Source organism: Desulfosporomusa polytropa, assembly GCF_055380075.1.
Map to the genome: position 1 here is coordinate 3,137,272 of NZ_AP042400.1, position 24,567 is coordinate 3,161,838.

The 24,567-nt window shown below is 46.0% G+C and carries 17 protein-coding genes and 1 pseudogene; 5 read left to right on the forward strand and 13 right to left on the reverse strand.

Translation table 11 applies throughout. The features are described from left to right. Positions 1-16 precede the first annotated feature (16 nt). Positions 17-1,312, forward strand: a complete 1,296-nt coding sequence (gene larAH10 / locus ACZ449_RS16580; protein ID WP_464257171.1) for an NPN-dependent 2-hydroxyacid racemase, LarAH10 family — start codon at positions 17-19, stop codon at positions 1,310-1,312. A gap of 73 nt (positions 1,313-1,385) precedes the next feature. Here larAH10 and ACZ449_RS16585 read toward each other — a convergent pair whose 3' ends face one another. From ACZ449_RS16585 to ACZ449_RS16595, 3 genes are read right to left on the reverse strand one after another with little or no spacing between them, the layout of a single operon-like run. Further along, positions 1,386-2,093: a LutC/YkgG family protein gene (locus tag ACZ449_RS16585; RefSeq protein ID WP_464257172.1), complete on the reverse strand. Its 708-nt coding sequence runs from the start codon at positions 2,091-2,093 to the stop codon at positions 1,386-1,388. A gap of 8 nt (positions 2,094-2,101) precedes the next feature. Next, a complete protein-coding gene (locus tag ACZ449_RS16590) occupies positions 2,102-3,514 on the reverse strand; it encodes a LutB/LldF family L-lactate oxidation iron-sulfur protein (protein WP_464257173.1) in 1,413 nt (470 codons plus the stop codon). After that, on the reverse strand, positions 3,511-4,239 hold the full coding sequence (locus tag ACZ449_RS16595) for a (Fe-S)-binding protein (protein ID WP_464257174.1): 729 nt from the start codon (positions 4,237-4,239) through the stop codon (positions 3,511-3,513). Before ACZ449_RS16595 ends, ACZ449_RS16590 begins: the two co-directional genes overlap by 4 nt. Positions 4,240-4,388: 149 nt before the next feature. Between ACZ449_RS16595 and ACZ449_RS16600 the strand changes: the two genes are divergently transcribed. Beyond that, positions 4,389-6,020, forward strand: coding sequence for an L-lactate permease (locus ACZ449_RS16600; RefSeq protein ID WP_464257175.1), 1,632 nt, complete (start codon positions 4,389-4,391; stop codon positions 6,018-6,020). A 102-nt stretch (positions 6,021-6,122) separates the two neighbouring features. Here the strand turns inward: ACZ449_RS16600 and ACZ449_RS16605 are convergent, their stop codons facing one another. Then, entirely contained in the window at positions 6,123-8,099 is a 1,977-nt protein-coding gene (locus ACZ449_RS16605) for a methyl-accepting chemotaxis protein (protein ID WP_464257176.1), read from the reverse strand. Between the two features lie 347 nt (positions 8,100-8,446). On the opposite strand from ACZ449_RS16605, the gene rbr reads away from it, so the two are divergent. Further along, positions 8,447-9,031 carry a rubrerythrin gene (gene rbr, locus ACZ449_RS16610; protein ID WP_464257177.1) on the forward strand — a complete coding sequence of 195 codons (585 nt, stop codon included), beginning with the start codon at positions 8,447-8,449 and terminating at the stop codon, positions 9,029-9,031. 58 nt (positions 9,032-9,089) lie between these two features. On the opposite strand, the gene ACZ449_RS16615 is transcribed toward rbr, so the two are convergent. The 4 genes from ACZ449_RS16615 to ACZ449_RS16630 all read right to left on the reverse strand — a co-directional run bounded on the left by ACZ449_RS16615 (position 9,090) and on the right by ACZ449_RS16630 (position 13,317). Then, positions 9,090-10,913, reverse strand: a complete 1,824-nt coding sequence (locus tag ACZ449_RS16615) for a DUF342 domain-containing protein (RefSeq protein ID WP_464257178.1) — start codon at positions 10,911-10,913, stop codon at positions 9,090-9,092. 479 nt (positions 10,914-11,392) lie between these two features. Continuing rightward, positions 11,393-11,758 carry a VOC family protein gene (locus ACZ449_RS16620; protein WP_464257179.1) on the reverse strand — a complete coding sequence of 122 codons (366 nt, stop codon included), beginning with the start codon at positions 11,756-11,758 and terminating at the stop codon, positions 11,393-11,395. A 37-nt stretch (positions 11,759-11,795) separates the two neighbouring features. Next, a complete protein-coding gene (locus tag ACZ449_RS16625; RefSeq protein WP_464257180.1) occupies positions 11,796-12,521 on the reverse strand; it encodes an MBL fold metallo-hydrolase in 726 nt (241 codons plus the stop codon). 91 nt (positions 12,522-12,612) lie between these two features. Further along, positions 12,613-13,317 carry a two-component system sensor histidine kinase NtrB gene (locus tag ACZ449_RS16630; RefSeq protein ID WP_464257181.1) on the reverse strand — a complete coding sequence of 235 codons (705 nt, stop codon included), beginning with the start codon at positions 13,315-13,317 and terminating at the stop codon, positions 12,613-12,615. 159 nt (positions 13,318-13,476) lie between these two features. On the opposite strand from ACZ449_RS16630, the gene ACZ449_RS16635 reads away from it, so the two are divergent. Next, positions 13,477-13,866 (forward strand): helix-turn-helix domain-containing protein, encoded by a 390-nt coding sequence (locus ACZ449_RS16635; protein ID WP_464257182.1) that lies wholly within the window; start codon positions 13,477-13,479, stop codon positions 13,864-13,866. Positions 13,867-14,391: 525 nt separating this feature from the next. Here ACZ449_RS16635 and ACZ449_RS16640 read toward each other — a convergent pair. The 5 genes from ACZ449_RS16640 to ACZ449_RS16660 form a co-directional block, all read right to left on the reverse strand. Then, the gene (locus ACZ449_RS16640; protein WP_464257183.1) at positions 14,392-15,345 is read right to left on the reverse strand and encodes a diguanylate cyclase domain-containing protein; all 954 of its coding nucleotides are present in this window, start codon (positions 15,343-15,345) and stop codon (positions 14,392-14,394) included. A gap of 225 nt (positions 15,346-15,570) precedes the next feature. Next, on the reverse strand, positions 15,571-16,287 hold the full coding sequence (locus ACZ449_RS16645; RefSeq protein ID WP_464257184.1) for a DUF3794 domain-containing protein: 717 nt from the start codon (positions 16,285-16,287) through the stop codon (positions 15,571-15,573). Between the two features lie 152 nt (positions 16,288-16,439). Next, positions 16,440-20,273, reverse strand: coding sequence for a two-partner secretion domain-containing protein (locus ACZ449_RS16650; RefSeq protein WP_464257185.1), 3,834 nt, complete (start codon positions 20,271-20,273; stop codon positions 16,440-16,442). A 12-nt stretch (positions 20,274-20,285) separates the two neighbouring features. Next, positions 20,286-21,995 carry a ShlB/FhaC/HecB family hemolysin secretion/activation protein gene (locus tag ACZ449_RS16655; protein WP_464257186.1) on the reverse strand — a complete coding sequence of 570 codons (1,710 nt, stop codon included), beginning with the start codon at positions 21,993-21,995 and terminating at the stop codon, positions 20,286-20,288. Between the two features lie 33 nt (positions 21,996-22,028). Further along, the gene (locus ACZ449_RS16660) at positions 22,029-22,370 is read right to left on the reverse strand and encodes a hypothetical protein (RefSeq protein ID WP_464257187.1); all 342 of its coding nucleotides are present in this window, start codon (positions 22,368-22,370) and stop codon (positions 22,029-22,031) included. A gap of 827 nt (positions 22,371-23,197) precedes the next feature. On the opposite strand from ACZ449_RS16660, the pseudogene ACZ449_RS16665 reads away from it, so the two are divergent. Continuing rightward, positions 23,198-24,510, forward strand: a pseudogene (locus ACZ449_RS16665) (IS3 family transposase). Positions 24,511-24,567: the final 57 nt, after the last annotated feature.

Here is a 24,567-nt window from a genome sequence, read left to right on the forward strand (position 1 = left end):
AGCTGGAGGGATGAATATGCAAAAAGAAATCGTATTGGGTTTTGGAGAAAAAGAAGTCGCACTCACTCTACCAGAAGAGCAAATTCTTCACATTATTGAAGGTAAGGCCGTCAAAGCTATTACCGATGTACCTGCAGCCATAAAAACAGCATTACGTAATCCAATTGACTCACCGCCGCTGCAAGAAGTAGTCAAAACTGGCGACAAAGTCGCAATCATTGCCAGCGATATTACCCGTAAGTGGATCTCGTATCCTGCATTTTTGCCAACACTCTTAAACGAACTGAACGGTGCCGGCATTCCTGACAACAACATCACCATCGTTGTCAGCCTTGGTTCCCACCGCAAACATACCGACCAGGAAAATATCGCAGTCTATGGCCAGGAAGCAGTACGCCGTGTTCAACTTGTCCAAAGCTATGCTCCTAATACTGCCGACTTTGTCTATATGGGCAAAACTTCGCGTGGTGTAGAAACCTATCTTAACAAACATGTTGTTGCTGCTGACAAGGTCATCATGACTGGTGGCATTGTCTACCACTCCATGGCAGGGTTCGCCGGTGGCCGTAAAGCTATTATGCCAGGTGTTGCCGGTTATTCCACCATTCAGGGCAATCATAGCTTTTGCCTGCATGAGGTTGTTGGTCAGGGTATTAACCCCAACTGCATGGCTGGGAAGCTTAATGACAATAACATGCATGCAGACATGATGGAAATGGCAGCTATGCTTAAACAAGTCTTTCTCGTCAATGCTGTCTTTACACCGGAAGGACAATTTGCCCGATTTGTCGCCGGCCATTGGCACACTGCCTGGTTGGAAGGCTGCCAAACGGTAAAAGATATTTTCGGCGTACCCATTACCGCCAAAGCCGATTTGGTAATTGCCTCCGCTGGTGGCTTCCCCAAAGACATTAATCTCTATCAGGCTACCAAGACCACGGAAAATGCCTTTATGGCCGTGAAGGACGATGGTGTTATCATTACTTTGATGGAGTGTCGTGATATTATGGAACCGCCTGATTTTAGCGGCTGGTTTAACTACGAGTCACTCTATGACCGTGAAATCGCTCTACGTAAAGCCTTTACTGTTCCTGGTTTTATTGCTCTCAAAACCGGTCTCGCGGCTAAAAAAGTGCCGCACATTATTGTCACACTTCCACAAAATAAAGAATTCATCGAGAACGCCGGTTTAATTGCCACCACCACCCTGGAAGAAGCCCTAGCGATTGCCGTGCAAAAACTTGACCGCAAAAACTATACCATCACTCTTATGCCGCACGGTGCTAATACTGTACCGCTGCTGCCGGAATAGTCTATTAATAAAAGCAGCCAGAACCCAAAATAACTATGGGTTCTGGCTGCTTTTATTTTCTGAGCAGGCAGCCTCAATTATCGATAACTACAGCCCACATACGAAATGGCCCATGCACCCCTATTGATAGATCCATCTCAATGTCAGAGGTACGACTGGGTCCTGTGATAAAATCAACGACTGACGGCAATTTACCTTGGCCGCGCTGCTCAACGAGGTGCCTCATTACCGTAGACATAGTTGGCACAATATCTGACTTGTGCATGACTGCAATATGGGTAGGCGGCAGCAAACTCACAGAACGTCCGGTATTGGCTCCGTTGAACAAAGCTACCGTCCCGGTGTAGCCAATAGCATAGTTAACCCAGGTAATGCCGGCATCAGCCTGTTCTGCAATTTCGATTAGTTCCTGCCGGGACTTATCACTATTCCAAAGCTCAGTTTTTACGCCCAAGCGGGAGAATTCTATATGCTTACGTAACTCAGGGTGATCCCACACAATAGCAGTTTTGGCATTTAGCACTTTGAGCCACAACTTTATCTGATTAGTAGCCTCTACTCCATTGTTAACGATGGCGACTTTGCCGGTTAGCGCTTCCAGGTTGGCCTTAAATAGTGTAAGCGGCTGCTCCGCTTCAAACTTCTGCTCCCGCCAAAAAGCCGGCGGTCCAACTTCTTTCCGGTTAGGGGCTACTGTAAGTACTTTATCCCTCCCCAAGGCCTTGGCTACCGTTTGCAAAAACATAGTTTCCTGCGCAATATCTTCCTGAATATTTGTCATATGCTCACCTATTTCTTACGTTTTTCCCATCGCTCGCGGAAGGTTGTATCTGCAGCCGCCCGCATATAACGTGAATTAGTCCAATTAGCAAGCAACGGTAATTTAGCAGTAATATAGCCATTATTGACTAAAGGCTTTTGCCCCAGTGACGCGACTTTCATGGCAAATTTATAGGTACTAGGCAATTTGAAAAACCGCTTCCACATGTTAAAAGCAAACTTTTCAACTACTTGGCCATAACCGTCACTCACCCGCCGATGCCGTAGCTTGAACAACAAATCCTGTAACGGAATCTTTGCTGGACAGACACTTGTACAGGCAGCGCACAAGGTCGAAGCATATGGCAGTTCGCCCCAAAAGTCGATATCATCTTCTAATAACGGAGTAATAACCGATCCTATGGGACCGCCATAGACTGATCCATACGCATGTCCACCGATTTGACGGTATACAGGACACACATTAAAACAGGCACCACAGCGGATACAATTAAGCGCCTGACGGTATTCTTCATCTGCCAGCATACGTGAACGCCCATTATCAACAATCACCAGATGGAACTTTTCACAGCCATCAATATCGCCTGGCTGCCGCGAGCCATTGATAACCGAAACATAACTGGTAAGCTTCTGCCCAGTTGCATTGCGTGGCAACATTGATAAGACAGTTTCCAAATCCTCAAAGGTCGGGACAACCCGTTCCATACCCATGACACTAATGACAACCCTCGGCAAGGTTGTTGTTAACCTGGCATTTCCTTCATTAGTAACAAGTGTAATAGAACCAGTTTCGGCAACGGCAAAATTGCAGCCGGTAATGCCAACATCGGCACTAATAAATTTGTTGCGCAAAATTTTACGGGCAAAAGCAGTAAGGGCGGGTGTATCGGATTCAACTTTTTTACCAGCTACCTTAGAGAATAGTTCAGCAATCTGATTGCGGTTTTTATGGATGGCAGGAACAATAATATGGGAGGGTGTTTCTCCTGCCAGCTGCAGAATATATTCTGCCAGATCACTTTCGATTACTTCCATACCAACTGCCTCAAGTGCTGTATTAAGATGTATTTCCTCAGTCACCATGGACTTTGATTTAATAATTTTTTTAGCATTGTACTCCTTGCATAAGTCGGCAATAATCTTACGCGCCGCTTCAGCATTTGGAGCAAAGTGAACCTTTCCACCTGCTTTCTTCACATTATCTGTTAGCAACTTCAAGTAATAGTCAAGATGATTGACCGTATGCTGCCTGATAAGCTTGGTTTGCTCCCGCCATTCCTCCCAATTGGGAAGTTCACGGGCCGCTTTATCTTTGTTCGCGCTCAAACGGTCTACCGCTTTGCGAACAGCTTGCCGCATCTGGTCATCTTTTAAGGCTTTGACCGCTCTGTCGCGCAAGTGCAAAGTTGGCCTCTCGCTCACAGTCTCATCCCCTCATCTAATAATTCAGCCACATGCATGACCCGCACGTTAGTTTTTTGCTTCTTTAATCTACCATCAATGTTCATCAGACAGCTTAAATCAACACCAACAAGTACATCGGCCTTGGTTTCCATGATATTTCGGGCCTTTTCATCTACCATGGCTTCTGATATTTCGGGCAGCTTTACTGAGAATGTTCCCCCAAAACCGCAGCAAGCTTCTTCATGCGGCAAGGGTACATAATCAATTTCTTTTACGTTTGTGAGCAATGTACGAACATATTGGTCTGTATTTAAAAATCTGCGCGCATGACAGCTGGAATGATAGGTTACCCTGTGAGGAAAACGCGCTCCTACATCCTCTTTCTTTAAAATCTTGACCACAAATTCACTAAATTCAAAGAGTTTAGCACTCAACTCTTTGGCCTGGCGATACTTCTCAGGATCCTTCTCAAACAGGATCGGATAATACTCTTTAACCGCGGTAATACACGAGCCAGCTGGTGCAACCACGTACTGGCTGTTCTTGAAGGCGGTAAGCATGGTCTCAGCAACTGGCCGAGCATACTCCCAGTAGCCGCTGCTAAGCGCTGGTTGGCCGCAACAAGTCTGTTCAGGCGGAAAATCTAATGTTACGCCCAGTTTTTCCAGAACGCGAACCATAGCTTCACCAACCTGGGGATACATACTATCACAAATGCAAGTAATAAATATGGATGCTTTCATCACATGTGACCTCCACAAATAAAGTAAGCCTTAGCCATTGAAGCATTTTTAGTTTGTGCACTTTATCCAGCATTATCCTGATTTTTTTTCCTCTTAGTGACAAATAATAGCAGAGAAGAAATTAAAGTGCTCAGGAGGGAACTATTATTATGACATGGACACAAGAATATGTGCCGTTAGGCAGTATCGCATTATCCGCATTAGCCGCCGCCATCCCGATGATCATAATTTTTTATTTATTGGCTATTCGCCGTTCACCTGGACAGGTTGCGGGAATTTCAGCACTGATAGCCGCTTTTTTGGTAGCAGTGCTTGTCTACAAAATGCCCTTGAACACTGCTTTTCTAGCAGCTCTGATGGGTATAGCTTATGGTGTTTTTCCCATATTTTGGATAGTATTGACCGCCATCTTCATTTACAACATGACTGTTGAGACAGGTAAATTCGATGTAATCAAAAATTCTATTGCCACAATTACCGATGATCGCCGCCTGCAAGCCTTGCTGATTGCCTTTGCCTTTGGCGCGTTTTTAGAAGGCGCAGCCGGGTTTGGTACTCCAGTAGCCATTTCTGCCGGCATGCTCGTTGGACTGGGCTTTAATCCGTTGTATGCCGCTGGCCTTTGTCTTATCGCCAATACCGCACCAGTTGCCTTTGGGGGCATTGGTATTCCGATCATCGTGGCCGGACAGGTTACAGGCCTAGATACTATGAAGATAAGCCAGATGGTTGGACGGCAACTGCCTTTTCTTTCGGTTTTCATCCCCATTTGGCTGGTGGTACTTATGTCTGGTTGGAAAGCAACTAGAGAAGTACTGCCTGCCTGCTTGGTGGCTGGCGTTTCTTTTGCTGTCGTACAGTTCTTCTCTGCTAATTACCTCGGCCCGGAACTTCCAGATATTCTCTCCTCACTGGCATCGATTTTTTCACTAACCTTCTTTCTGCAGATATGGAAACCCGCCTCCATCTGGCGATTTCCTGGTGAAGAGGCTGGAAAATCAAAAACAGCGGTTTTACCAACCTATTCTACAACAGAGCTTGTTACCGCCTGGGGCCCCTTTATCATTTTGACTGTTATGGTTATTCTGTGGGGACTAAAACCTATTAAGGCGCTATTGGATATGCCTACCTTATCAATTTATGTACCCGGCTTACATAATCTAGTTACGCAGGTTGCGCCTATCGCCAAAGCACCTACTGCTATGACCGCAGTATACAAAATAAACTGGTTAAGCGCCGCTGGTACAGCACTTTTTATTGCCAGCATACTATCAGCTATGATACTGGGTGTAGGACCTGGACAGTTCTTCCGCATTCTTGGTAAAACCTTTAGCCAACTAACCAAACCATTGATTACCATTCCTGCGGTACTCGGTCTGGCTTATATCATGAATTACTCTGGCATGAGTTCCAGTCTGGGCCTCTTCCTGGCAGGCTCGGGATCATTTTTCCCCTTTTTCTCTGCCTGGCTTGGTTGGTTGGGAGTATTTCTAACTGGATCAGATACATCAGCCAATGCCTTGTTTGGTAATCTTCAATCAGTCACTGCCCAGCAGGTAGGCGTTGACCCTATTTTGACTGTGGCAGCCAACTCTTCCGGTGGCGTTACCGGCAAAATGATTTCACCGCAAAGTATTGCCGTAGCCACTGCCGCTACCGGTCTTGTCGGTAAAGAAGGGGATCTATTCAGCTTTACTGTCATGCATTCTATCACTCTGGCTATCCTAGTAGGAATCATGACCTATCTGCAAGCTTATGCCCTATCCTGGATGATTCCGTAAGAATTGCGAAGTAGAAAAAAGTAGATCTGGCCTAATTGCTTAGGCTAGATCTACTTTTATTGTTGCTCCAAGGCGTATCCTACTGTGTCATATATAATATAATTATATCCGAAATTTGCTAACAGCTGTTTGAAGATTTTGCGCCAACATCGCAAGCGCCTCACTGGCAGAAGCTATTTCTTCCATGGCTGCCGCTTGCTCCTGGGTGGCAGCCGACACGGTCTGTGCCTCTCCGGTAGCATTGCGGCTAATTTTTTCTATTTTGTTAACAGAACTTACGATTTGTTGAGTACCGCCAGCCATCTGGTGAATGGCTACTGATATTTCCTTGATTTGTTCCGATACCTGCGTTATTAGACCTACAATCTCCCGGAAGGCTTGGCTAGCGGCATTCACTACCTCTGCGCCTCGTTTTACCTCTCGTGTTCCGTCGTTCATGGCAATGACCGCACTATCGGTATCGCCTTGAATTTCCGTAATTAGGCCGGCAATTTCTTGGGCCGCATCCTGGGACTGCTCAGCCAGCTTTCGCACTTCCTCGGCTACTACCGCAAAACCACGACCTTGTTCCCCCGCCCTGGCAGCTTCAATAGCAGCATTGAGCGCCAGCAGGTTAGTCTGTCCGGCAATATTGGCAATAGCATCCACAATTTGGCCAATTTCTTTGGAACGTTCACCGAGCTTAGCCACTACCGCTGCCGAAGTATTGACAGTTTGCTCAATAGAATTCATTTGTTCAATTGCTTTTACAGCCGATTTATCGCCCTCCCTGGCCTTACCGGCAGCCTCAGCTGATTGTAGAGCTACTTCATTCGCGTTGGCAGCTACTTGCTGGGTAACCACTGATATTTGGGCCACCACAGCCGCAGTATCCTGTACTGTGGTCAGCTGCTCTTCTGCTCCTTTAGCTACATCGGTGATCGTACCTGCTACTTGATTAGCTGCTTGTGACGATTGCTCAGCACTGCCAGTAAGTTCCTCACACGAGGCGGTAAGTTGCTCGGCATCAACAGTAATTTGCCTGATTAAGGCCTTTAACTCAGTCGTCATGGTATTGAAGGCTTCTGACAATTGGCCAATTTCGTCTCGGCTTTCGACTGGCAGACTCTGCGATAAATCACCAGCCGCCACCGCCTGCGTATTTGCCACTAACCGACCAAGCGGCCTGGTAATGGACCGCGCAATGGCGGAAGCGGCAACAATGACCAACAAAGCGGCAACAGCAACCATACCGCCAGACATCATTAGGTTGGTACGCGCGTCGGCAAGCGCTTCACTTTCTGGTTGCTGCACCACAACGGCCCAGCTTGTTCTAGGAACAAAGGCATAGCCTGCAAGTTTATTTTGTCCTTCAAATTCATAAGTAGCATTACCCGTATTATTGGTGATTGCCTTCTGCACAGGCACCAGTTGCGACATATCGACCTGCTTATCCACCAGTTCTTTAACAGGATGGGCAATAACCTTACCTAAATTATCGGTGACAAAAGCATAGCCGGTGGCACCTGCTTTAACGGCCGTTGTTTTGTTTACCAACCCTGACAAATCCAGGTTTGCAAAAATCGCACCAACTAAAGCGCCCTGGGCATTCTTAATGGGCAGACAAATAAAAATACCTGGTTTGCCGGTAGCTTTAGAAACAAGCACCTCACTAATTACTTCCTGCTCCCCCTTCATAACGCCCTGAAAGTAATCCCTGTCGGCAATACTGATTAATTTGCCGGCATCACGGGCAATCTGTTGTCCGCTTGTTGCCACTGTGACAACAGTAGATAAATCATCATACTGCTGTTTTACTACTTGCAGTACAGGAACTTGCTGCTCCGGATTCATACTTTGGATCTGTGGCAATTTACTTACTGTCCGCAGTACACCAACTCGAGCCTCAAGCATGCTTGCTATATCGTCAGCCAAGGCCGCCGATAACTGTTGATTCTCTTTATTGGCTTTAAGGACATCATCCTGATAATCCTGATACCCATTAACACTGCTAAGGATAAGCAAGGGCACTAAACTAATTAATGAAAAAAAGAGAAGCAGTTTACTTCTCAGACTTGTGAATGAAACTTTTTTTACCATTCTCAAAACCTCCAAGATAATTTCTGCACAGCTATAAACCTGGCCTTCCGCTTACTCGGAGCACCCTAACGATTGACTAACATACGTCTTGTCAGACAAACCTGAATGAATGGTTCTAAAAATAAACATATTCTGCTATGTTCTATAAACTTTTTTATTATTCCTCCATAAGTCCCCATAAACATTGTTTTTTCTCATAATTATCCAATATATATAATTAATTATCTGCAGCAGGATTTTCCATTACTTTGTAGTAATTAATTACATATAAAGAGCTGCCGCGAATAAACATTCCGGCAGTTCTATGCAAAAACAGAAAAATTTAAATTATCATAAGGGGGATTAGTATGAAATCACTAAAAGATACCAAAACTGCGGTCAATCTGATGCAAGCATTTGCCGGAGAATCCCAAGCCAGAATGCGCTACACCTACTATGCTTCTGCTGCAAAAAAAGAAGGCTATGTGCAAATCTCCAACTTGTTTACTGAAACAGCCGACAATGAAAAAGAACATGCTAAACGTTTCTATAAGTTTCTTGTGGAATGCCTTGATGGCCAAAACGTTACCATTCAAGCCGACTTTCCCGTTGCTTTGGGCAACACCAAAGCCAATCTTTTAGCTGCCGCGCAAGGGGAAAATGAGGAATGGTCTGAACTCTATCCGCATTTTGCTGATGTTGCTGACCAAGAAGGCTTCCCGGCTATTGCCACTGTTTTCCGGAAGATCGCTGAAGTAGAAAAACATCATGAAGCCCGCTACAGAAAGCTGCATGACAATATTGTCAATGATACTGTAGTTAAAAAGCCTGCTACTGTTCAATGGAAATGTAATAACTGTGGCTACATCCATACCGGCGATCAGGCTCCTGACCTCTGCCCGGCCTGTGCGCATCCACAAGGCTACTTTGAAGTGTTTGTTGAAACTTATTAGTCTGCTTTGACTAACACCCTCTCACCTCGAAACACTTCACCGGTCCCCGTGTTTCCACTCACCGCAGAGAACTAAACGTAATCTCACCACCAACCACATAGAAAGAGACAAATTGCAATGAATCATTGATGCTCTTGGTTAATGAACAGATAAAGACTATGGTTCCAGGATAAATATAGCCGCTAACCCGAACCCTGCCTGGCTTGGTGGTATTGAGAATCCTCTCGATATTGGTTATGCGCTGCTTCATCGTTTCCACCCGGTCGGGCAGAGTTTTATACTCCAGTTCATGTTTTGTATAGCGTTCCCTTTTTTCACTTGAAAGATGTTTACTGCCCTGATTGCGAAAGTGAGACATTGCTAACTGCAATTCATTGTATGTAACTTCTGCTTTCTTAATTTGCTGATGGAGACTAATTAGTTCATCCTTGAGAAGTGAATTAGCCGACACCGCAATCTCAGTAACAACACCGGATTGATTGCCAATGGTACTTGCGCGGATTAATTCACCGGCCGATACACGTCCGCCCCGGATAAGTCCCCGACCGCCTTCAACAATGACGCGCGAACCTGCGTACACGGAGCTAGTTAAGATAACATCATTGACGATAACGTCCTCATCGGCAAAAACAGTAGCACTTTCAATAAAATTGGCCACAAGACGTTCCCGTACTTTGATTACACTACGCTTCATGCCCTGAATTCCCTTGCGCACAATGATGTTGTTGGCCTCTACCGTGCCACCGGATATTGTACCACATACTTCAACATTACCGCCGGCTTTTACAAAAAAGTCAGGTTGGACAGAACCCCTAACAATGATACTGCCTTTAAAATCGATATTTCCGGTAGAATAGTCAACATCCCCGTCAATTACAATAATCGGTATGACATTAATGCGTTTATCAAGGAATATATGCAAATGCCCATTAATCGCAGCATAAAGACGCCAGTCGTCTACATTAATTACATTTTGTCCCACAGGCATTTGGATGTCATTACCGGACTTAGGCGGAAGCGGTAACCCAAATACGTCTGTTCCCGGAGTACCTGGTGTTGCAGGAATTTTTTCTACTAACAATTGCCCCTCTTCCACACAGAGAAAATTGTTAGTTTCTTTGAAATCAACCCGCCCATCCTCCAGTTCTACCGGCCGCCCCTGGCTGTCAGGATCAATGTAATATTTTAGGAAGGCGTTGTCGCCTTTGCAAGGCGGCGTACCACGGGCACAAATAATATTGGTTGCTGTATGTGTTTGCGTAAGCATGTTAAGAGCATCTTCGTCGATACCATAACAGACACCGGCAGCTTTCAAATCGGCTAATAGCTGTAAATATGTGACCGGCGGCCTATCTACAGGGATATTGACACTAACCCTGGCTTCAAGGCGCTTGTATCCAACCTTGACTCTAACCAGATTCTCTGACGGCAAAACTGATAGCTGTGAGCTGACAATGAGTACCGGTGCCCCAATGGCTTCTCTGATTGTCACGGAAATGAAATCACTGTCAAAATTGGTGCATTTCCGATCTGTCAAATCCTGAATAATTGCTGCTTTTGATACCGGCCACCCGTCATTGCCGGGAGCCCACACGCTGAGATACACACCGGCGTCATTGGCACTGATTTCATACCGCCCATCGATCTTCGGTCCTGTATTGGCAATCAGCACTGGTGTCCCCATAGCTTCTCTAATTACCACTGAAATGAAATCACTATCAAAATTGGTACATTTCCGATTTGTTAATTCCTCAATAATTGCAGCTTTTGTCACTGTCCAGCCGCCCCTAGCTGGAGCCCATACACTCAGGTATATGCCAACATCATTAGCAGTAATTTGATACTGGCCGTCTTGCGCCACAGGCAAAACTGTTTCATCCATAAAACCACATCCTAGTCCATTAATCAGGTTGGAAATAACGCACTATAACTATTGCACTCTCCGGAGACTAACCGATGTACACATAAATATTACTCTGAATTCACAGCTAGCTAAGCGCAACCGGGAGCTTTTGTGAGACATTTATTATAAATTACATCGTGTAATAAATGTCCTGATTATATAGGAAAATTGTCCTAACGACGGTTGCCTGATGATATGCTATGCAGTGTGAAAAATCCCCCTATTTAGCATGAAACTCGAACATGATTTGGTGGTTAATATTGGTTGGGACTTGTAACACTGCACACAAGGCGGCCTGTTCGAATGGTTTATACACGGGAAGCGTCATGCATCTACGAGAGCCTTTACAGAATAGTAGAAGCTAAGGTCCCCGTGTTTTTTATTAGTCTTCTGGCACAATAGTAAAAGCCGGAACCCTGACAAATAAAAGGTTCCGGCTTTCACTATTGTGTATTGTTTTAAAAACGTTCTGGAAGAACTTCCAACCAATAACCGTCTGGATCAGAAATAAAATAGATGCCCATTTCTTTATTTTCATAACAGATGCAGCCCATGGCCTTATGGTGGTTGTACGCTTTCTCAAAGTCACTGGTGATAAAAGCCAGATGGAACTCATTTTCCCCTAGATTATACGCTTCCTTACGCTCCTTGATCCAGGTTAATTCCAGTTTATGCGGTGTCTGGCCATCTCCTAAATAAACGATAGTAAAACTAGGCTTTTCAATACGCCGGGTTTCAGTCAGTTGCAACGCCTCGTGATAAAAGGCCATGCTTTTTTCCAGGTTTAGCACATTAATGTTATTGTGGGTAAATCTAAAGTTCATACATCCTCACTCCCAATGTAAATTTTTTTGAGCGGTACTACGTTGGTGTTCCGCTTTGCCACATATTCATTAAGAAAGTCTGAATATCCTGTCGCAGCACTACACCATGACCGGTACAGAAGAATTCAGGCTGATAAGTACGCAGCCTGGTCAAACCCAGCATAAATTTTTCAAATTCCGGCTCGCCAGCCGTTGCCTGGCCGGCAACATAGTCACATGAGCCTCGCTTAATACGTTCACTAGTCGTAACTAACTCGCCTTCAGGCAGACTTTCGCCAAAATAGCAGAAAAAATCGCCAACAAATAAAGCCTTGGATACCTTATCAAAAATAGCGACCGAACCGGGAGAATGCGTGTTAACAAGCACTATTTCCAGCCCCTTTACGCCTTCGGCTGCATACGTAACATTCCCCAACTGTGGCGTAAACACAGCAAACTGTGTCGCCAACGCCGGCGCTATCATGGGTAAATCAGCACTATGTACAAACTTCTTCGCCTTGTTAAACAAGGCTGCGCCCTCGACGTGGTCGTGGTGACCATGGGTCAAGAGCACATGTGTAACCATATTAGGCGCTATTCCAATTTGAGCTAGCGCCGGGATAATGGCAGTCTGATATTCTTGCAGCCCAGCATCAATTAAGATGGTTTGCCCTGGACGTTGTAATACATACATGTTGGTGTATGATGCAACATCCCATGTATGGGTATCTTTAACAGCGATTACATAAGCACCAGCAGTCAATTGTGACATCAAATAATTCATTTCTCACCATCCGCACCATTGCATATTTATTTTTATATTACCACATTCTAGAAAGGCAAGCAACGAACCAGCTATAGCAATCAGTCCACTGTCACTGCTTACCTATTGGGAACAAAACTTTAAATACACTGCCCACACCCAACGTTGAATCTACCTCAATTTCTCCTTGATGCCTTTCAACAATATTGAGGCTGATAGCGAGTCCTAAACCTGCATTACCTGCTTTAGTCGAATAAAATGGATCAAAAATTTCTCCTCTTTGTTCTGGTGGAATACCACTGCCTTCATCTTTAACATATAAAACAACGCTGCCTGATTTACGAATAGTACCGATACGTAAACTCCCGCTAACCTGCATGGCTTCTATGCCGTTTCTAGCCAAAATTAGTACCATTTGCTCTATCTCTTCCGCATGTAAGTTCAACATCGGTAAATTATCAGCTAACCGTAGTTCAGTCATAATACCGCTCTTGACTGCAGCCCTCTGCACAACCGGATAAACCCTTTCAAGTATCTGGTTAAGGTTTTCCGGTTTTTTCTTAATAGCTTTGTTCTCAGCCAATGATATAATATTGGTTACCAGTACTTCGATCTGATGTAATTCCTGAAATATAATGCCTAGTGATTCGTTGGTACAACATGTAGCCCTTTTTTCCTGCAGTTGCAAATAGCCTTTAATAACAGTTAACGGATTTCTTATTTCGTGTGCCACCCCAATAGCCATTCGACCAATTAAAGCCCGGTGAGAACTCTTCCCTAACCTGGCATGACTTACCCTTCGCTCAATACCCTCCACCGAATACGCCCCCTTAGATATAGACCCTCTTTGTTTTAGTGTCTCTATGACACCTTTTCGCCAATTGTTTCCATTTTCCTTCTTGGAAATGTCTTATGGACACAATAATTGAAATCAAGGGCATAAGCACGTTATTGTAAGTAGTAAGGAGTGTGGCTTATGGAAACCCTTGGAGAAAAAATCAAACTACTGAGAAACAAATTAACACAAGAAGAATTGGCAGGCTTACTCAGAGTAGATCGCTCAACGCTGGCGTCTTGGGAGGTTAACCGGCGAGAGCCAGATATAGCAACATTATGCCGCATAGCAACTTTTTTCCAAGTAAGCGTTGATTGGCTTGTCAACCATAAACTTGAAAAAGAAGCTTTTCCCGCAAGAGCACCTCAATTTCACGAAGCTGCTGGCAACTATCAGTCATCAATCGACAGCAACTGGCACAAGGTAATAACAACCGCTCAGGCCTATGGCTTTGATCCGAGTATTGTTCTTCAGCTGCTTGAAGTAAACGCAAAAATAGCGTTAGTATTGAAAGAAAACAATCGAAAATAATACTTGTATCTGACCAAATCACATCTTGTACAGACTACCTAAATTTTGTAACCAAAAAGCTTTCTTACGATCGCCGCTTTACAGCGTAAAAAAGCCAAGACAAAGGGACCATCTCTTTGCCTTGGTTTTTTAGTTAAATTCAGACTTCAAATATCTCTTAGCTATATAAACTTGATTTGAAACTAAACCCTGGAATAAGTCGAAAAGCCACCCGCCCCCCTGTTTTGGTCTGTCAGGAAGGAAGCGGGAGCAATATTTAGTTCTTTACGATGAAGGAAGCTCGAACATTCCCGTGCTTTCGGAAAGAATGTGTAATTGAAAAAAGTATATGACCAAATAAAGAATTACCACTAACAGGAACAAGCCGTACACCACTTTGTTTGACATATGCTCACCCTCTGTTTCAGCATACCATTTGCCATTTAGCTTTGTGTTAATTGTATGTTATTATTTGGTTATTTTTTTCAAATGAGATGCCACCGTTTACTCTTTCTATATCGTAAACGGTGGCATCTCACTTTCCTGTTACATAGTTAAACAAACCTGCGCATACCTTCGTTGTTTTGACAAATACATTTTGACATCTTCCGGGCTAACCATTTCAGCAAAATTCACTTGGTCTTGTGGAAAAAAACAGATATTTATACTACCTGATACTATTATCGTTACATCTCTCAACAGAAGAGGACGCCTGCATTCTTCTAGCACACGGTTAGCCACCATCACGGCATTTGTTCTGGAATTGACCGCAGGCAATATAATACCAAAGGTATCGCTCTCGACGCGAGCAATGGTGTCGCTTTGACGGAGACATCGTACTGTCCGTCTGGCTATCTCTTGTAACAGCTCATTTCCGGCCGCCTGTCCATAGTTATCAACAATCCACTGAAAATTATCCACGCTAAACATGGCAACAGCCAACTGCTCACGATTTCTCTTGGCCTGCAAAATCGCTAACATGAGCCTGTCCTCCAAAAGACGCTGGCTAGATACCTCCATATTATGATCATGATAGGCATAGTATTGAGGTTTTTCTTCCATGTCTTTCTGCTGGGTTATATCAGAAAACAATACTCCAATATACCCTTCCCGCGGGCAAAATACCGCAATCCAGAACCATCGTCCCAACAACTCTGAATGTTTTTCAAACGTGCGAGCTATTCCGTCTTTAGCAGTTTTATTAAACAAAGTAATCCAGTCAATTCCCATATAGCGTGCGGCAATAATAGTTTCAGATATATCCTTACCAACAACAGCTTCTTTAAGAACACCTATTTGCCTTTCAAATGCAGGATTTACGTCAAGTAATACATACCCTGCCGGCTTTCCGCTTTGTTCTTTGAGAACTTCATACAGAGCATAACTGTTATTCATGTTTTCTAACAGAGCCCGATATTTAACCTCACTCCAGGTAAAAAAATCCTCCCTTGAATTAGAGAGTAAGTCTATATCGCCCTGTTCAGCTAAGCATATCCCCATAACTTCACCTCTTCCTTTTCTCGCAAATACTAGCGAAATTTAAAGAACGGCTACATCCCATGGTTATCTACACTATGCCTTTATACTTATAATATCATATTTCAGAAAATTATAAAATATTCTGTATAAATATTTTATCCAGAAGGTAGACTATATGGTAAATATAGAAAAATCTCTAGTTCGGTAATTTGTCGAACCAGAGATTTTTTCTTTTAAAATATAAAATTATCCCTTAGGTTTATAAGGCAGTCCCTGCGGTTGAGGATACATCATGAGTTCGCGATCAATCATGACTTTGACGGCAATTCCTAGCACTACTGAAACATCAAAGTGGCGGGTGCAGTGGCATGGCGGCTTGTGAGGCTTGCAGCTGGGCTTAAATTTATGTTTTTTAAGCGTCTTATGTTTATGGTGGTAATCCTCATCACAGTCGCAATCGCAGTCACAATCATCATAATCACCATCGCAGTACTCAGCAGCATCATCCTGGCAATGATCGTAATCATGATCTTTTTTCTTATGCCAGTAGGCGCGGGTATGCTTCGCAACATCATAATCGACAAATTCGACCATCACACTGGCATCTGCCTCCATTCCCCGCCGCGCACCTCTAATATCCGCATGCGCGGTAAAGCGGATAGGCCACACCTCGACAGCATGCACTGGCTGGCGTGGCCTGCAGGCAACGTACAAAGCCTTTACCTCAAACTCGCCTCTGACAACCACTTTATCATGGATGACATCAACGTCAGTAATTTGTAGTTTTTTAACAAACACATCGACAATTTGTTCAATCGCTGGTTTGTGGCGTGGCACACACACATGCACATCAATCGATTTCTGAACCCGTCTTTCGCCCAACACCTGCTGCACTACGATAGACTTAGGGGCATACCCTAAAGTACATTTTCCCGGCATTTCCCATGGCTCGCTATGTGTCATTGTTACCCTCCTTTCCCATCCCCTTATAATATATATATGCAAAAGAGTGGTGGAAGGCGCTAGCGGTAGGTAATAATGCTGTTATTTACGCCTCTAATAATAAAGATTAAAGCGGTCAGCCTCCTAGTACAGGGAGCTGACCGCTTATTTTTCTACTCGGTTTCGTTTAGACCACCTGTCGACGCTAGCAGCCCGTCAATGTTAATGCCAGTTTCAACTACGGTTAACCCTGGAACGTCGCCTGTTGTACTAGTCTGATAATCACCGTTCGTCACATAGTTACCTACCGTCAAACCGGATTGGCCAGCCAACCTGTAGACGTAACTAACCGCCCCCTGGTAGCTATTATATTGCCATGGCGCCTGGTTTACTGTCAGCTTGCCGGGAATGAAATTCAGGGCATAATTAGACGAAATTTGTTTGTCGCCTAGAGTAATATCATATTGGGCAACAGGCGATGTCCTTATCGCCGTGGTTGTCAGTGCAAGGTTTTTGACCACATCATTCTTAGTATCACTGCCAATTAAACCGCTTACAACCGTATAGGTAAAGGCAGGATTTTCATATCCATAATACCGGCTAACATCGTTGGCCTTAACTGTCAGCGTTGCTGGGTTGATGGTCAGGAAGTTACCGATATAGCTTAGGGTGTAGTTAGCGTTGCCTAGCAGTGTAAGTGTTCCCTGGGTTATGGCATAGAGGCCGCCTGTTACTGTCTCGCCTGCTGTTCGCGTCAGGCTGCCATTTAACACACCGGCTGCCGTGTCACTCCCCTGCAGGCCGGTCACACTGTAGGTTAGCGCCGGATCATTGCTGCCATATGTCTTGCTTTGCGCAGCAGCCTTAACTGTCAGCGCCGCCGGGTTGATGGTCAGCGTACCGCTGCCACCGTAGCTGATGTCATATCCCTGCTGCGTGGAATACAGGCCCGAGCCGCCGGAAACGGTATAGGTACCGGCATTGATGGCAGCCCCTGTTACGCCTGTAGCGTTATTGGTGTAAGATAAAGAAAATGTGCCCAGCAACGCGCTGTTCGGAGTTGTGGAATAGCTCACCGCGGCGCTCTGGGCGCTGCCGCTGTAAGTTGTAGTGGCGTCAGTAACGGTAACCGTCAGCGGCGTGAGGAAGCTCCGCAATAATGGATAGGTGTGGCCTTCATAGATGCGCCAGACTGAGGTATCCCAGTTTGTGTAGGAAGATGATGTTTGCATTTGAGAGGTGCTCAGTCCGGTAGCGCCGCTATTAGTTCCATCACCGATTCCGGTTGATGGAATGCCTGAAGTATCGGTATTCCAGTAGCAATCCATGATTATCCCAGCATCACCAACATTACTAGCATTAGCATTACCCCCAACCAGCCCGCCGGTGTAGGCACCGTTGGTATGCTGCTTGTGGACAGTCACTGCACCAGTGCTATAGCAGTTCTTGATTGTTCCGTAATTATCATTATACCCCACCAGCCCGCCAACATTGGCCCTTATGTCGTCTTCCACAGCCACATCACCGGTGCTATAGCAATTCTGGATTGTTCCGTAATAACTATTATTCCCAACCAGTCCGCCAACATTGGCAACGGTGTAGTCGACAGCCGTCACGCTACTTGTGCTATAACAATTGTCAATCGTACTCCACAGATTATCCCCCACTAGCCCGCCAGCATAAGTTGCAGCGAAGGTACCAGTAGCAGTAGCAGTCACGTCACCATTGCTATAACAGTTTGTGATTATGCCACTGGAATAATTCCCCCCTGCCAACCCGCCAACCTTTGCTTGAGCGTTGTTTGTGGCGGTGGCAGTGCCAGTCACATTACTGCTGCTATAACAGTTTGTAATTGTGCCTTCATTATTCTCGCCTACCAGCCCGCCAGCATTAGTTATAGCGGAGTTGGTGCCAGTAGCAATAGCAGTAGCAATCACGTCACCACTGCTATAACAATTTGTAATTGTGCCTTCATTCTCGCCTACCAGCCCGCCGACATAAGCGTTTATATCGTCGCTGGGGCTGGTAACAGTTCCTATCACACTGCTGTTCACCAATCCAAGATTGCGGATGGTGGCGGTACTACTGGTGCAGCCAAATAAACCGGCATAAACAGAGTGAGTATTCGCTGCGTTCGCTGTATTAATTGTTAAGCCGCTGATGGTGTGACCGCCGCCGTCAAAAGAACCGGTAAATATATTAGATAAAGTACCGATAGGCTGAACGCCTGTGCCTATGCCGCTGGCGTCAATGTCCGCGCCGAGAAAATAACTTTTTCCCAGTGTCGTGCTATCTGTGCCAATAGCCTGCAGTGCGTTCAGCGCGCCGCTTGTACTGTGACTGTTAATCACTTCATAGTTGTCACCATTCAAACTAAACTTAGCCCCACTGCCGGATAGAGTAATCTTCGCTCGATTACCCAAACTGTAGGTGCCGGTCGTACCCGTGCCGCAGGCAAGCGCCAAACCTGCATTGTCACCTGAGGCGGTAATAGCAGCATTAATGTTAATGTTGCGGTAAGCGCTCAAAGTTAAAATGTTGGCAGGAGTATTCCAACTTACCGCACTGCTGATAGTAATATCACCATTGCCGTTGATATCACTATTGCTGCCGACGGAAGTATTGCCATTAGTTGCAGTTGCCGTGCCGCTAGTCGTGGTAATCGTAATGCTGGAGTTATTTAATGCATTCGACAGAACAGCAGCTTTCATCCCTTTGCTGCCGGTATCATCTACCACGAAATCTGCCGGGTCTAGCAGCCAATTGCCTGTCTTGCCGTTTACAGCCGTAGTATTGACACTTGCCGTATCGGCGACTGTCAGCGTATGATGTCCCGAGGTTTCGACACTGCCGCCGTCGCCGCCAGCCGTGCCGCCTGTGGCGCTGATGCTGCCGGCGAAGGTGGTTGTATCGTTGGACCACACGATGACCTGTCCGCCGTTGCCGCTTGTCAGAGCGTCGGCCTTGATGCTTGTCCCTTGGGCGACTGTGGTCTTAGTAGCGGCATACTCGCTGCTGCCGCCCTGGTACGCCCCGCCGATCAAGGCAGTGCCGCCGCCCCTGTCACCGGCTACGTCAATCGACGAACCTTGTGCCAAAGTAACGGTATCACCCAGCACCTTGACCGTGCCGCCGGTTTGGCCTACTGCCTTGCCGCTGGCATCAAGGGTGCCGTTATTGGTCACTGTACTGCCTTCCAGTTTAATGACGCCATTCTCGCTGTTCACACTCTGCGCCCGAATCATGCCGCTATTGTTTACAACAGTGGTAAGGAGCGCACTCTTTGTCCCGGCACTCATAACCACCAGGCCACCGTCAGACAAGATGGTGCCGTTGTTCACAGCACTGCCCCCGGCAGCGCCGGTGTCGACTGTCAGGTTCAACAGCTTGTCCCCGCTAAAGTCCAGGCTGACTTTATTGCCTGCCGCCAGGCCGGTAACCTGAGCGGCGATGGTGCCTTCATTTTTCACCTGCGGCCCGATGAGTACGGCCTGGCCGGCGGCCTGAATGGCGCCCTGATTGATAACACTGCCTGTGCCGCTGCCGCTGAAAGTGTAGTTGCCGTTCATAAAGTCGCTGTCAAACATATTCAAGGTTGAAGCCACCAAACCGCCGACATTGACTTGAGAACCGGGAGCAAACAGGACGCCGTTGGGGTTGATGAGAAAGACCTTGCCGTTAGCGCTCAGCGTACCGTAGATGGCGGAGGCATTATTGCCGATTACCCGGTTAAGAGCTACCGCGCTGGCCGACGGCTGGACAAAGTTCACGGTTTCGCCTTTGGCGATGTTGAAGCTCTGCCAGTTGATGGCCGCTTTGTTTGAAGTCTGGTTGATCGTTGTCCTCGCACCGTTGGTAGTGATCGTAGCCGCCCCACCGGTGACCTGGCCCCCTGCCGGGTTGGCATAGGCCGGGTTATAGGTGCTCATGAGCAGTATGCCTGCCGTTAGCGGTGGCATTATCATTTTTGCAAGGCGCTGCCAGTGCCGTTTCCATTTTCGTTGCATAGGTCTGCCTCCTTAAAAGTATTTCACGCCCTGCAGCCAGAAGCGCCCGCCTTTATCAGTGTCGGAGTTGGCTGCTTCATGTCCGAGTTTCCAGGCGTAATCCAGGCGAAGGGTGAAGTTTTTATCCTTGTTCCATAACAAACCGAGACCGGCTCCCATAAGACTGCGCCGGTTATCGCCTGAGCCAGTATAGGTGTTTTTATTCACTATAACATTGCCATAATCATAGAAACTAGTCAGATACACACTGTCTTTGGCGGTAGACAATCCCGGCAGACGCCACATTAGTTCGCCGCTCAACCGATAGCCCTGATCACCAGATGCTTCTCCTTGAGGATAGGCTCTGACACCGTCGGCACCGCCGATAAAAAGTTTTTCCGAGGAGTCAAGGTTCTTGTTCGCCAACTGGCCGGTAAACGTAAAGTGAAAGCTCAGATTTTGGGCCACTGCCTGTTGCCGTTCCAAGTTCAGCACCGTTTTGTTAAAATGTCCGGCGGTATTGGTAGTCATAGCGTCAATGGCAGCGGTATCGGTATCATGGATGCTGAGCCGTCCCGAGTACTGGGTCAAGGCAAAACTGTTGATTCCCCCGCCCAGCCAGGTATCACTGAAGTTGCCTGACACTCCCAGGTTCCATAATCCACTGGTTTTACGGGAATAGGTATCAGAAGCGGTAATATCGTCATGGAGACGTTTGTGGTCATAGCCTAACGTGCCGGTCAGGTTAAAGGCGCGGCTGCGAATCACGGGATAGCTCAGGCTGATACTGTCGGTATCTGCCTCACCAGTAGCACCAAGGTCATCATAGGTTTCACCCAGGGTATAGTGCAGTTTAGAATGGCCGAGGTTAAGATGCGCCCCGTTGTTGCCAAGGGGCGTCTGGTAGCTTAGGTTGTAGTCGTCCAGCCGCCTGTCTTCGGTAAGCAAGCCGCCCAGGGTTAACTGATCACCGCTGTTGCCGGGGTTATTGACGGTGATCTGCGCGCCGCTACGCAGTTTACCGCTATAGCGGTTGCCCCAGTTGTCGGTGTAGAAAATACCAGTTACTTTATTGGTGCGGGAAACGTTCAGTACCAGGTCAGCCGCACCGGCCTCCTTGCCGGGAGTCAGGGTGGCTTTGATATTTACGCCGCTCAGGTCACTAGCCAACAGCAGCGCCCGTTCCAGCGGCTCCCGGGTGATAAAGCTGCCAGGCTTAGCGGCGAAAAACATGCGTCGCAGCTGCGCTTGGCTGATGCCTTCGCCGGTGATAGTAAGCCGGCCGTATTTTCCGGGGACAACGGTTATCTCGACAATGCCATCCTTGATGGTCTGCGCCGGTATGTAGGCAAAGGCGACAAGATAGCCTTGTTGCCGTAGGTGATCGGTAATTTTGCCAGCAAGCTTATTCAACTGACCAAGCGGCAATTCCTTGCCGGCCTGATCATCAAGGAGTTTCAGCAGTTCACTTGCCGGGACAGGAAACTCGCCGCTAAGACGAAAGCCGCTGATCGCGATTTTCTGTTGGTTGTCATCTGTTGCCGCCGGTTGTTCGCCTTCCACAGTGATGACTGGTGCTTGACGCTGCGCCGGTGCTTGGGCAGCCGGTGGCTTAGCCCCTTCGAGAACGGTGCCGCTGTTGGGCAGCGCAGCCGCCGCAGAGGCCGGAGCCAGCATTGACATACAGAGTAGGGAAATGACGGCCCTATTTTTTCTGCCGGTACGGCATTTGTTCGTATTCATGATATCATCCTTTCGTTCGAGTAACAGTTACCTTCAATTTCTGAAAATGCACTCCTCAATTACCTGTACCAAGCCATCTAATGGAGCTGTAAAGTAACGCCCGCCAGCAAATACCGCCAGCGAGTCGGTCTTCGGATAAACAATAATAATCACCGGGCATAAATTTGCCCTGTGCAAACAGTCGATCAAGCCTGCGTTATTACCGGTTGCCTCCATGATAACGATGTCCGGGCAAAGCATTTTTAGCTCAGGTATTAGCTGCTCCGGTAATGAGGAAACCAGGCAAACACGGATGTGCGCAAACTGTTGCAAGCCGCCTGCCAGCCCGCAGAGATATACAGAGTTGCCGCAGAAAACGACTTCCACCCTTTGCAAAAATCCACCCCATTTCCCCAGATTTGACAGATTTCTGATACCCTTGCTATCACCTTAGCAAAAATTAGGTAAAAACACACTAGACTAAAGTATAGGATCAATAAGAAAAACCGCTAACGCGGCCTTTTAATCTTCAGCCAAAAAATAGTAATGCTATAGTCCACGATACCGTTATTCGTTCTTTGGATTTGCACACATCAGATATTGGGTCAATCGAATACAAGGAGAGGGGTTTTACTTTTGTCATTGCCCCAAAAGTAACAAAAAGTCTAGGCCTCAAGCCTCCAAAAGCTGAAAAGCCAGGCGGTATTCCTGCGGAACGCTTTTTCCGGCAAAGGCCAAGGGGTTACGGAGTTACGAGGGTTGCCAGACGTAAATAGTACGGCCACCTGACAACCCTTGTTTTATAAGGCATCCACGAATCCCCAAACTTATACTTTCTTATTCAATTAAGAAAAACCGCTAGCGCGGTCCTTTGGCTTCGAGTACATCCGAAATTCGGTACTCAAATCCATGAACCCTATTGTAGTAGCGGGGATACATCTCCCCACATGATTGACAAGTAAAATCGGCGGTTAAGTTGAATCAATGGAATACAAAGAGAGGGGTTTTACTTTTGTCATTGCCACAAAAGTAACAAAAAGTCTAGGCCCAAAGCCTCCAAAAGCTGAAAAGCCAGGCGATATTCCTAAAATCCGTAAACTCGCTACGTGAACCGGTACCCCGATAATGGACACTATTATAAAGTCCGTATCGGGGTTTTTGTATGTTCATAGAACGAATAAATGTATATAATGAAATTATTAATTACCGGAGGCGGAATTTTAGTGAGTAATATATTCTATAGCGAATCGGATCAACACATCCTTCTGAGAAACCCCAATGTAGAGAAAGTAACTGACCGCTATATCTCGTATCATTCCGATTTTAAAATTAGAGCGGTCAAAGAATACTTATCTGGAAAGAAGCCTAGACAAATTTTTATTGACAATGGCTTCAATCTTCAACTAATAGGAGACGATAAACCATTTGTCTGTATCAAAAGATGGCGTATCATTTTCAAACAGCGTGGTGAGCAAGGTCTGAGAGAAGCGGGACGAAGTTCAAAAGGTATCCGTTTAACAGGCAGAGAGTCGTCCATTGAAGATAAGTTAAAAAAGGCCGAGGCCAAAATTTATTTTCTTGAGGCAGAAAATGAATTGTTAAAAAAGATACGGGAGAAAGAAAGAAGGCGTTAAATGCTGCAGAAAAGTTCCAAATCATATATCGAGTCATACGAAAGTATCCGAAGTATCGTATGATTAGTTACTTATGTGAGATAGCACAAGTTAGCCGTAGCGGGTTCTATGCCTGGCTGAAGGCAGCACCTAGTCGATACCAGAGAGAAGAGCATGACAGAAATGATTATAAACTGATTGAAGAAATATTTATTGCTACTAAAAGAAAGGGTGGCTGGCGCACGATAAAGATGAATCTAGAAAGAGAGTACGCAATTCTTATGAATCACAAGAAGATTTTGCGTATTATGCGAAGGTTCCAATTGGTTACGGTGGTGAGACGGAAGAATCCGTATCGAAAAATGGCAAAGGCAACTCAACCTCATAAAACGGTATGTAATCTGCTAAAGCGCAAGTTTGATCACCACGAGCCGCAAAAGGTCATGTTAACCGATATTACCTATCTATATTACGCCGAGGGGCGTAAGGCTTACTTATCGGTCATTAAAGACGGATCAACAAGAGAAATTTTGGCTTACCATCTATCGACTTCTCTCGAAATGGGTCTTGTGATGAAAACGCTGGACCGATTACAGGAAACTTTGGGCGGAAACATCCACCCTGACGCAATTATACACTCGGATCAGGGATTTCATTATACACATCCTGAATTTCAGTGCAGGGTGAAAGAATTATTGATAAAACAGTCCATGTCTAGGAAGGGCAACTGTTTGGATAACGCATCAATGGAGTCATTCTTTGGACATATGAAGGATGAAATTAATATAAAAGAGTGCCAAAGCTTTACTGAAGTTCAGAATAAGATCGATGAATACATTGAGTATTACAATTGCCAACGTTACCAATGGGGATTAAAAAAGATGACCCCAAATCAATATCGGGATCATCTTATCGCTTCCTAAAACGGATTTCTTCTCACTGTCCTAATTTAGGGTACCAGTTCACGCTCAAACAGTACG

What these genes read in the sequence shown, in the direction of transcription:
- larAH10 (WP_464257171.1), top strand. Translation starts at nt 17, where the DNA reads ATGCAAAAAGAAATCGTATTGGGTTTTGGAGAAAAAGAAGTCGCACTC.
- ACZ449_RS16585 (WP_464257172.1), bottom strand. Translation starts at nt 2,093, where the DNA reads ATGACAAATATTCAGGAAGATATTGCGCAGGAAACTATGTTTTTGCAA.
- ACZ449_RS16595 (WP_464257174.1), bottom strand. Translation starts at nt 4,239, where the DNA reads ATGAAAGCATCCATATTTATTACTTGCATTTGTGATAGTATGTATCCC.
- ACZ449_RS16600 (WP_464257175.1), top strand. Translation starts at nt 4,389, where the DNA reads ATGACATGGACACAAGAATATGTGCCGTTAGGCAGTATCGCATTATCC.
- ACZ449_RS16605 (WP_464257176.1), bottom strand. Translation starts at nt 8,099, where the DNA reads ATGGTAAAAAAAGTTTCATTCACAAGTCTGAGAAGTAAACTGCTTCTC.
- rbr (WP_464257177.1), top strand. Translation starts at nt 8,447, where the DNA reads ATGAAATCACTAAAAGATACCAAAACTGCGGTCAATCTGATGCAAGCA.
- ACZ449_RS16615 (WP_464257178.1), bottom strand. Translation starts at nt 10,913, where the DNA reads ATGGATGAAACAGTTTTGCCTGTGGCGCAAGACGGCCAGTATCAAATT.
- ACZ449_RS16620 (WP_464257179.1), bottom strand. Translation starts at nt 11,758, where the DNA reads ATGAACTTTAGATTTACCCACAATAACATTAATGTGCTAAACCTGGAA.
- ACZ449_RS16625 (WP_464257180.1), bottom strand. Translation starts at nt 12,521, where the DNA reads ATGAATTATTTGATGTCACAATTGACTGCTGGTGCTTATGTAATCGCT.
- ACZ449_RS16635 (WP_464257182.1), top strand. Translation starts at nt 13,477, where the DNA reads ATGGAAACCCTTGGAGAAAAAATCAAACTACTGAGAAACAAATTAACA.
- ACZ449_RS16640 (WP_464257183.1), bottom strand. Translation starts at nt 15,345, where the DNA reads ATGGGGATATGCTTAGCTGAACAGGGCGATATAGACTTACTCTCTAAT.
- ACZ449_RS16645 (WP_464257184.1), bottom strand. Translation starts at nt 16,287, where the DNA reads ATGACACATAGCGAGCCATGGGAAATGCCGGGAAAATGTACTTTAGGG.
- ACZ449_RS16650 (WP_464257185.1), bottom strand. Translation starts at nt 20,273, where the DNA reads ATGCAACGAAAATGGAAACGGCACTGGCAGCGCCTTGCAAAAATGATA.
- ACZ449_RS16655 (WP_464257186.1), bottom strand. Translation starts at nt 21,995, where the DNA reads ATGAATACGAACAAATGCCGTACCGGCAGAAAAAATAGGGCCGTCATT.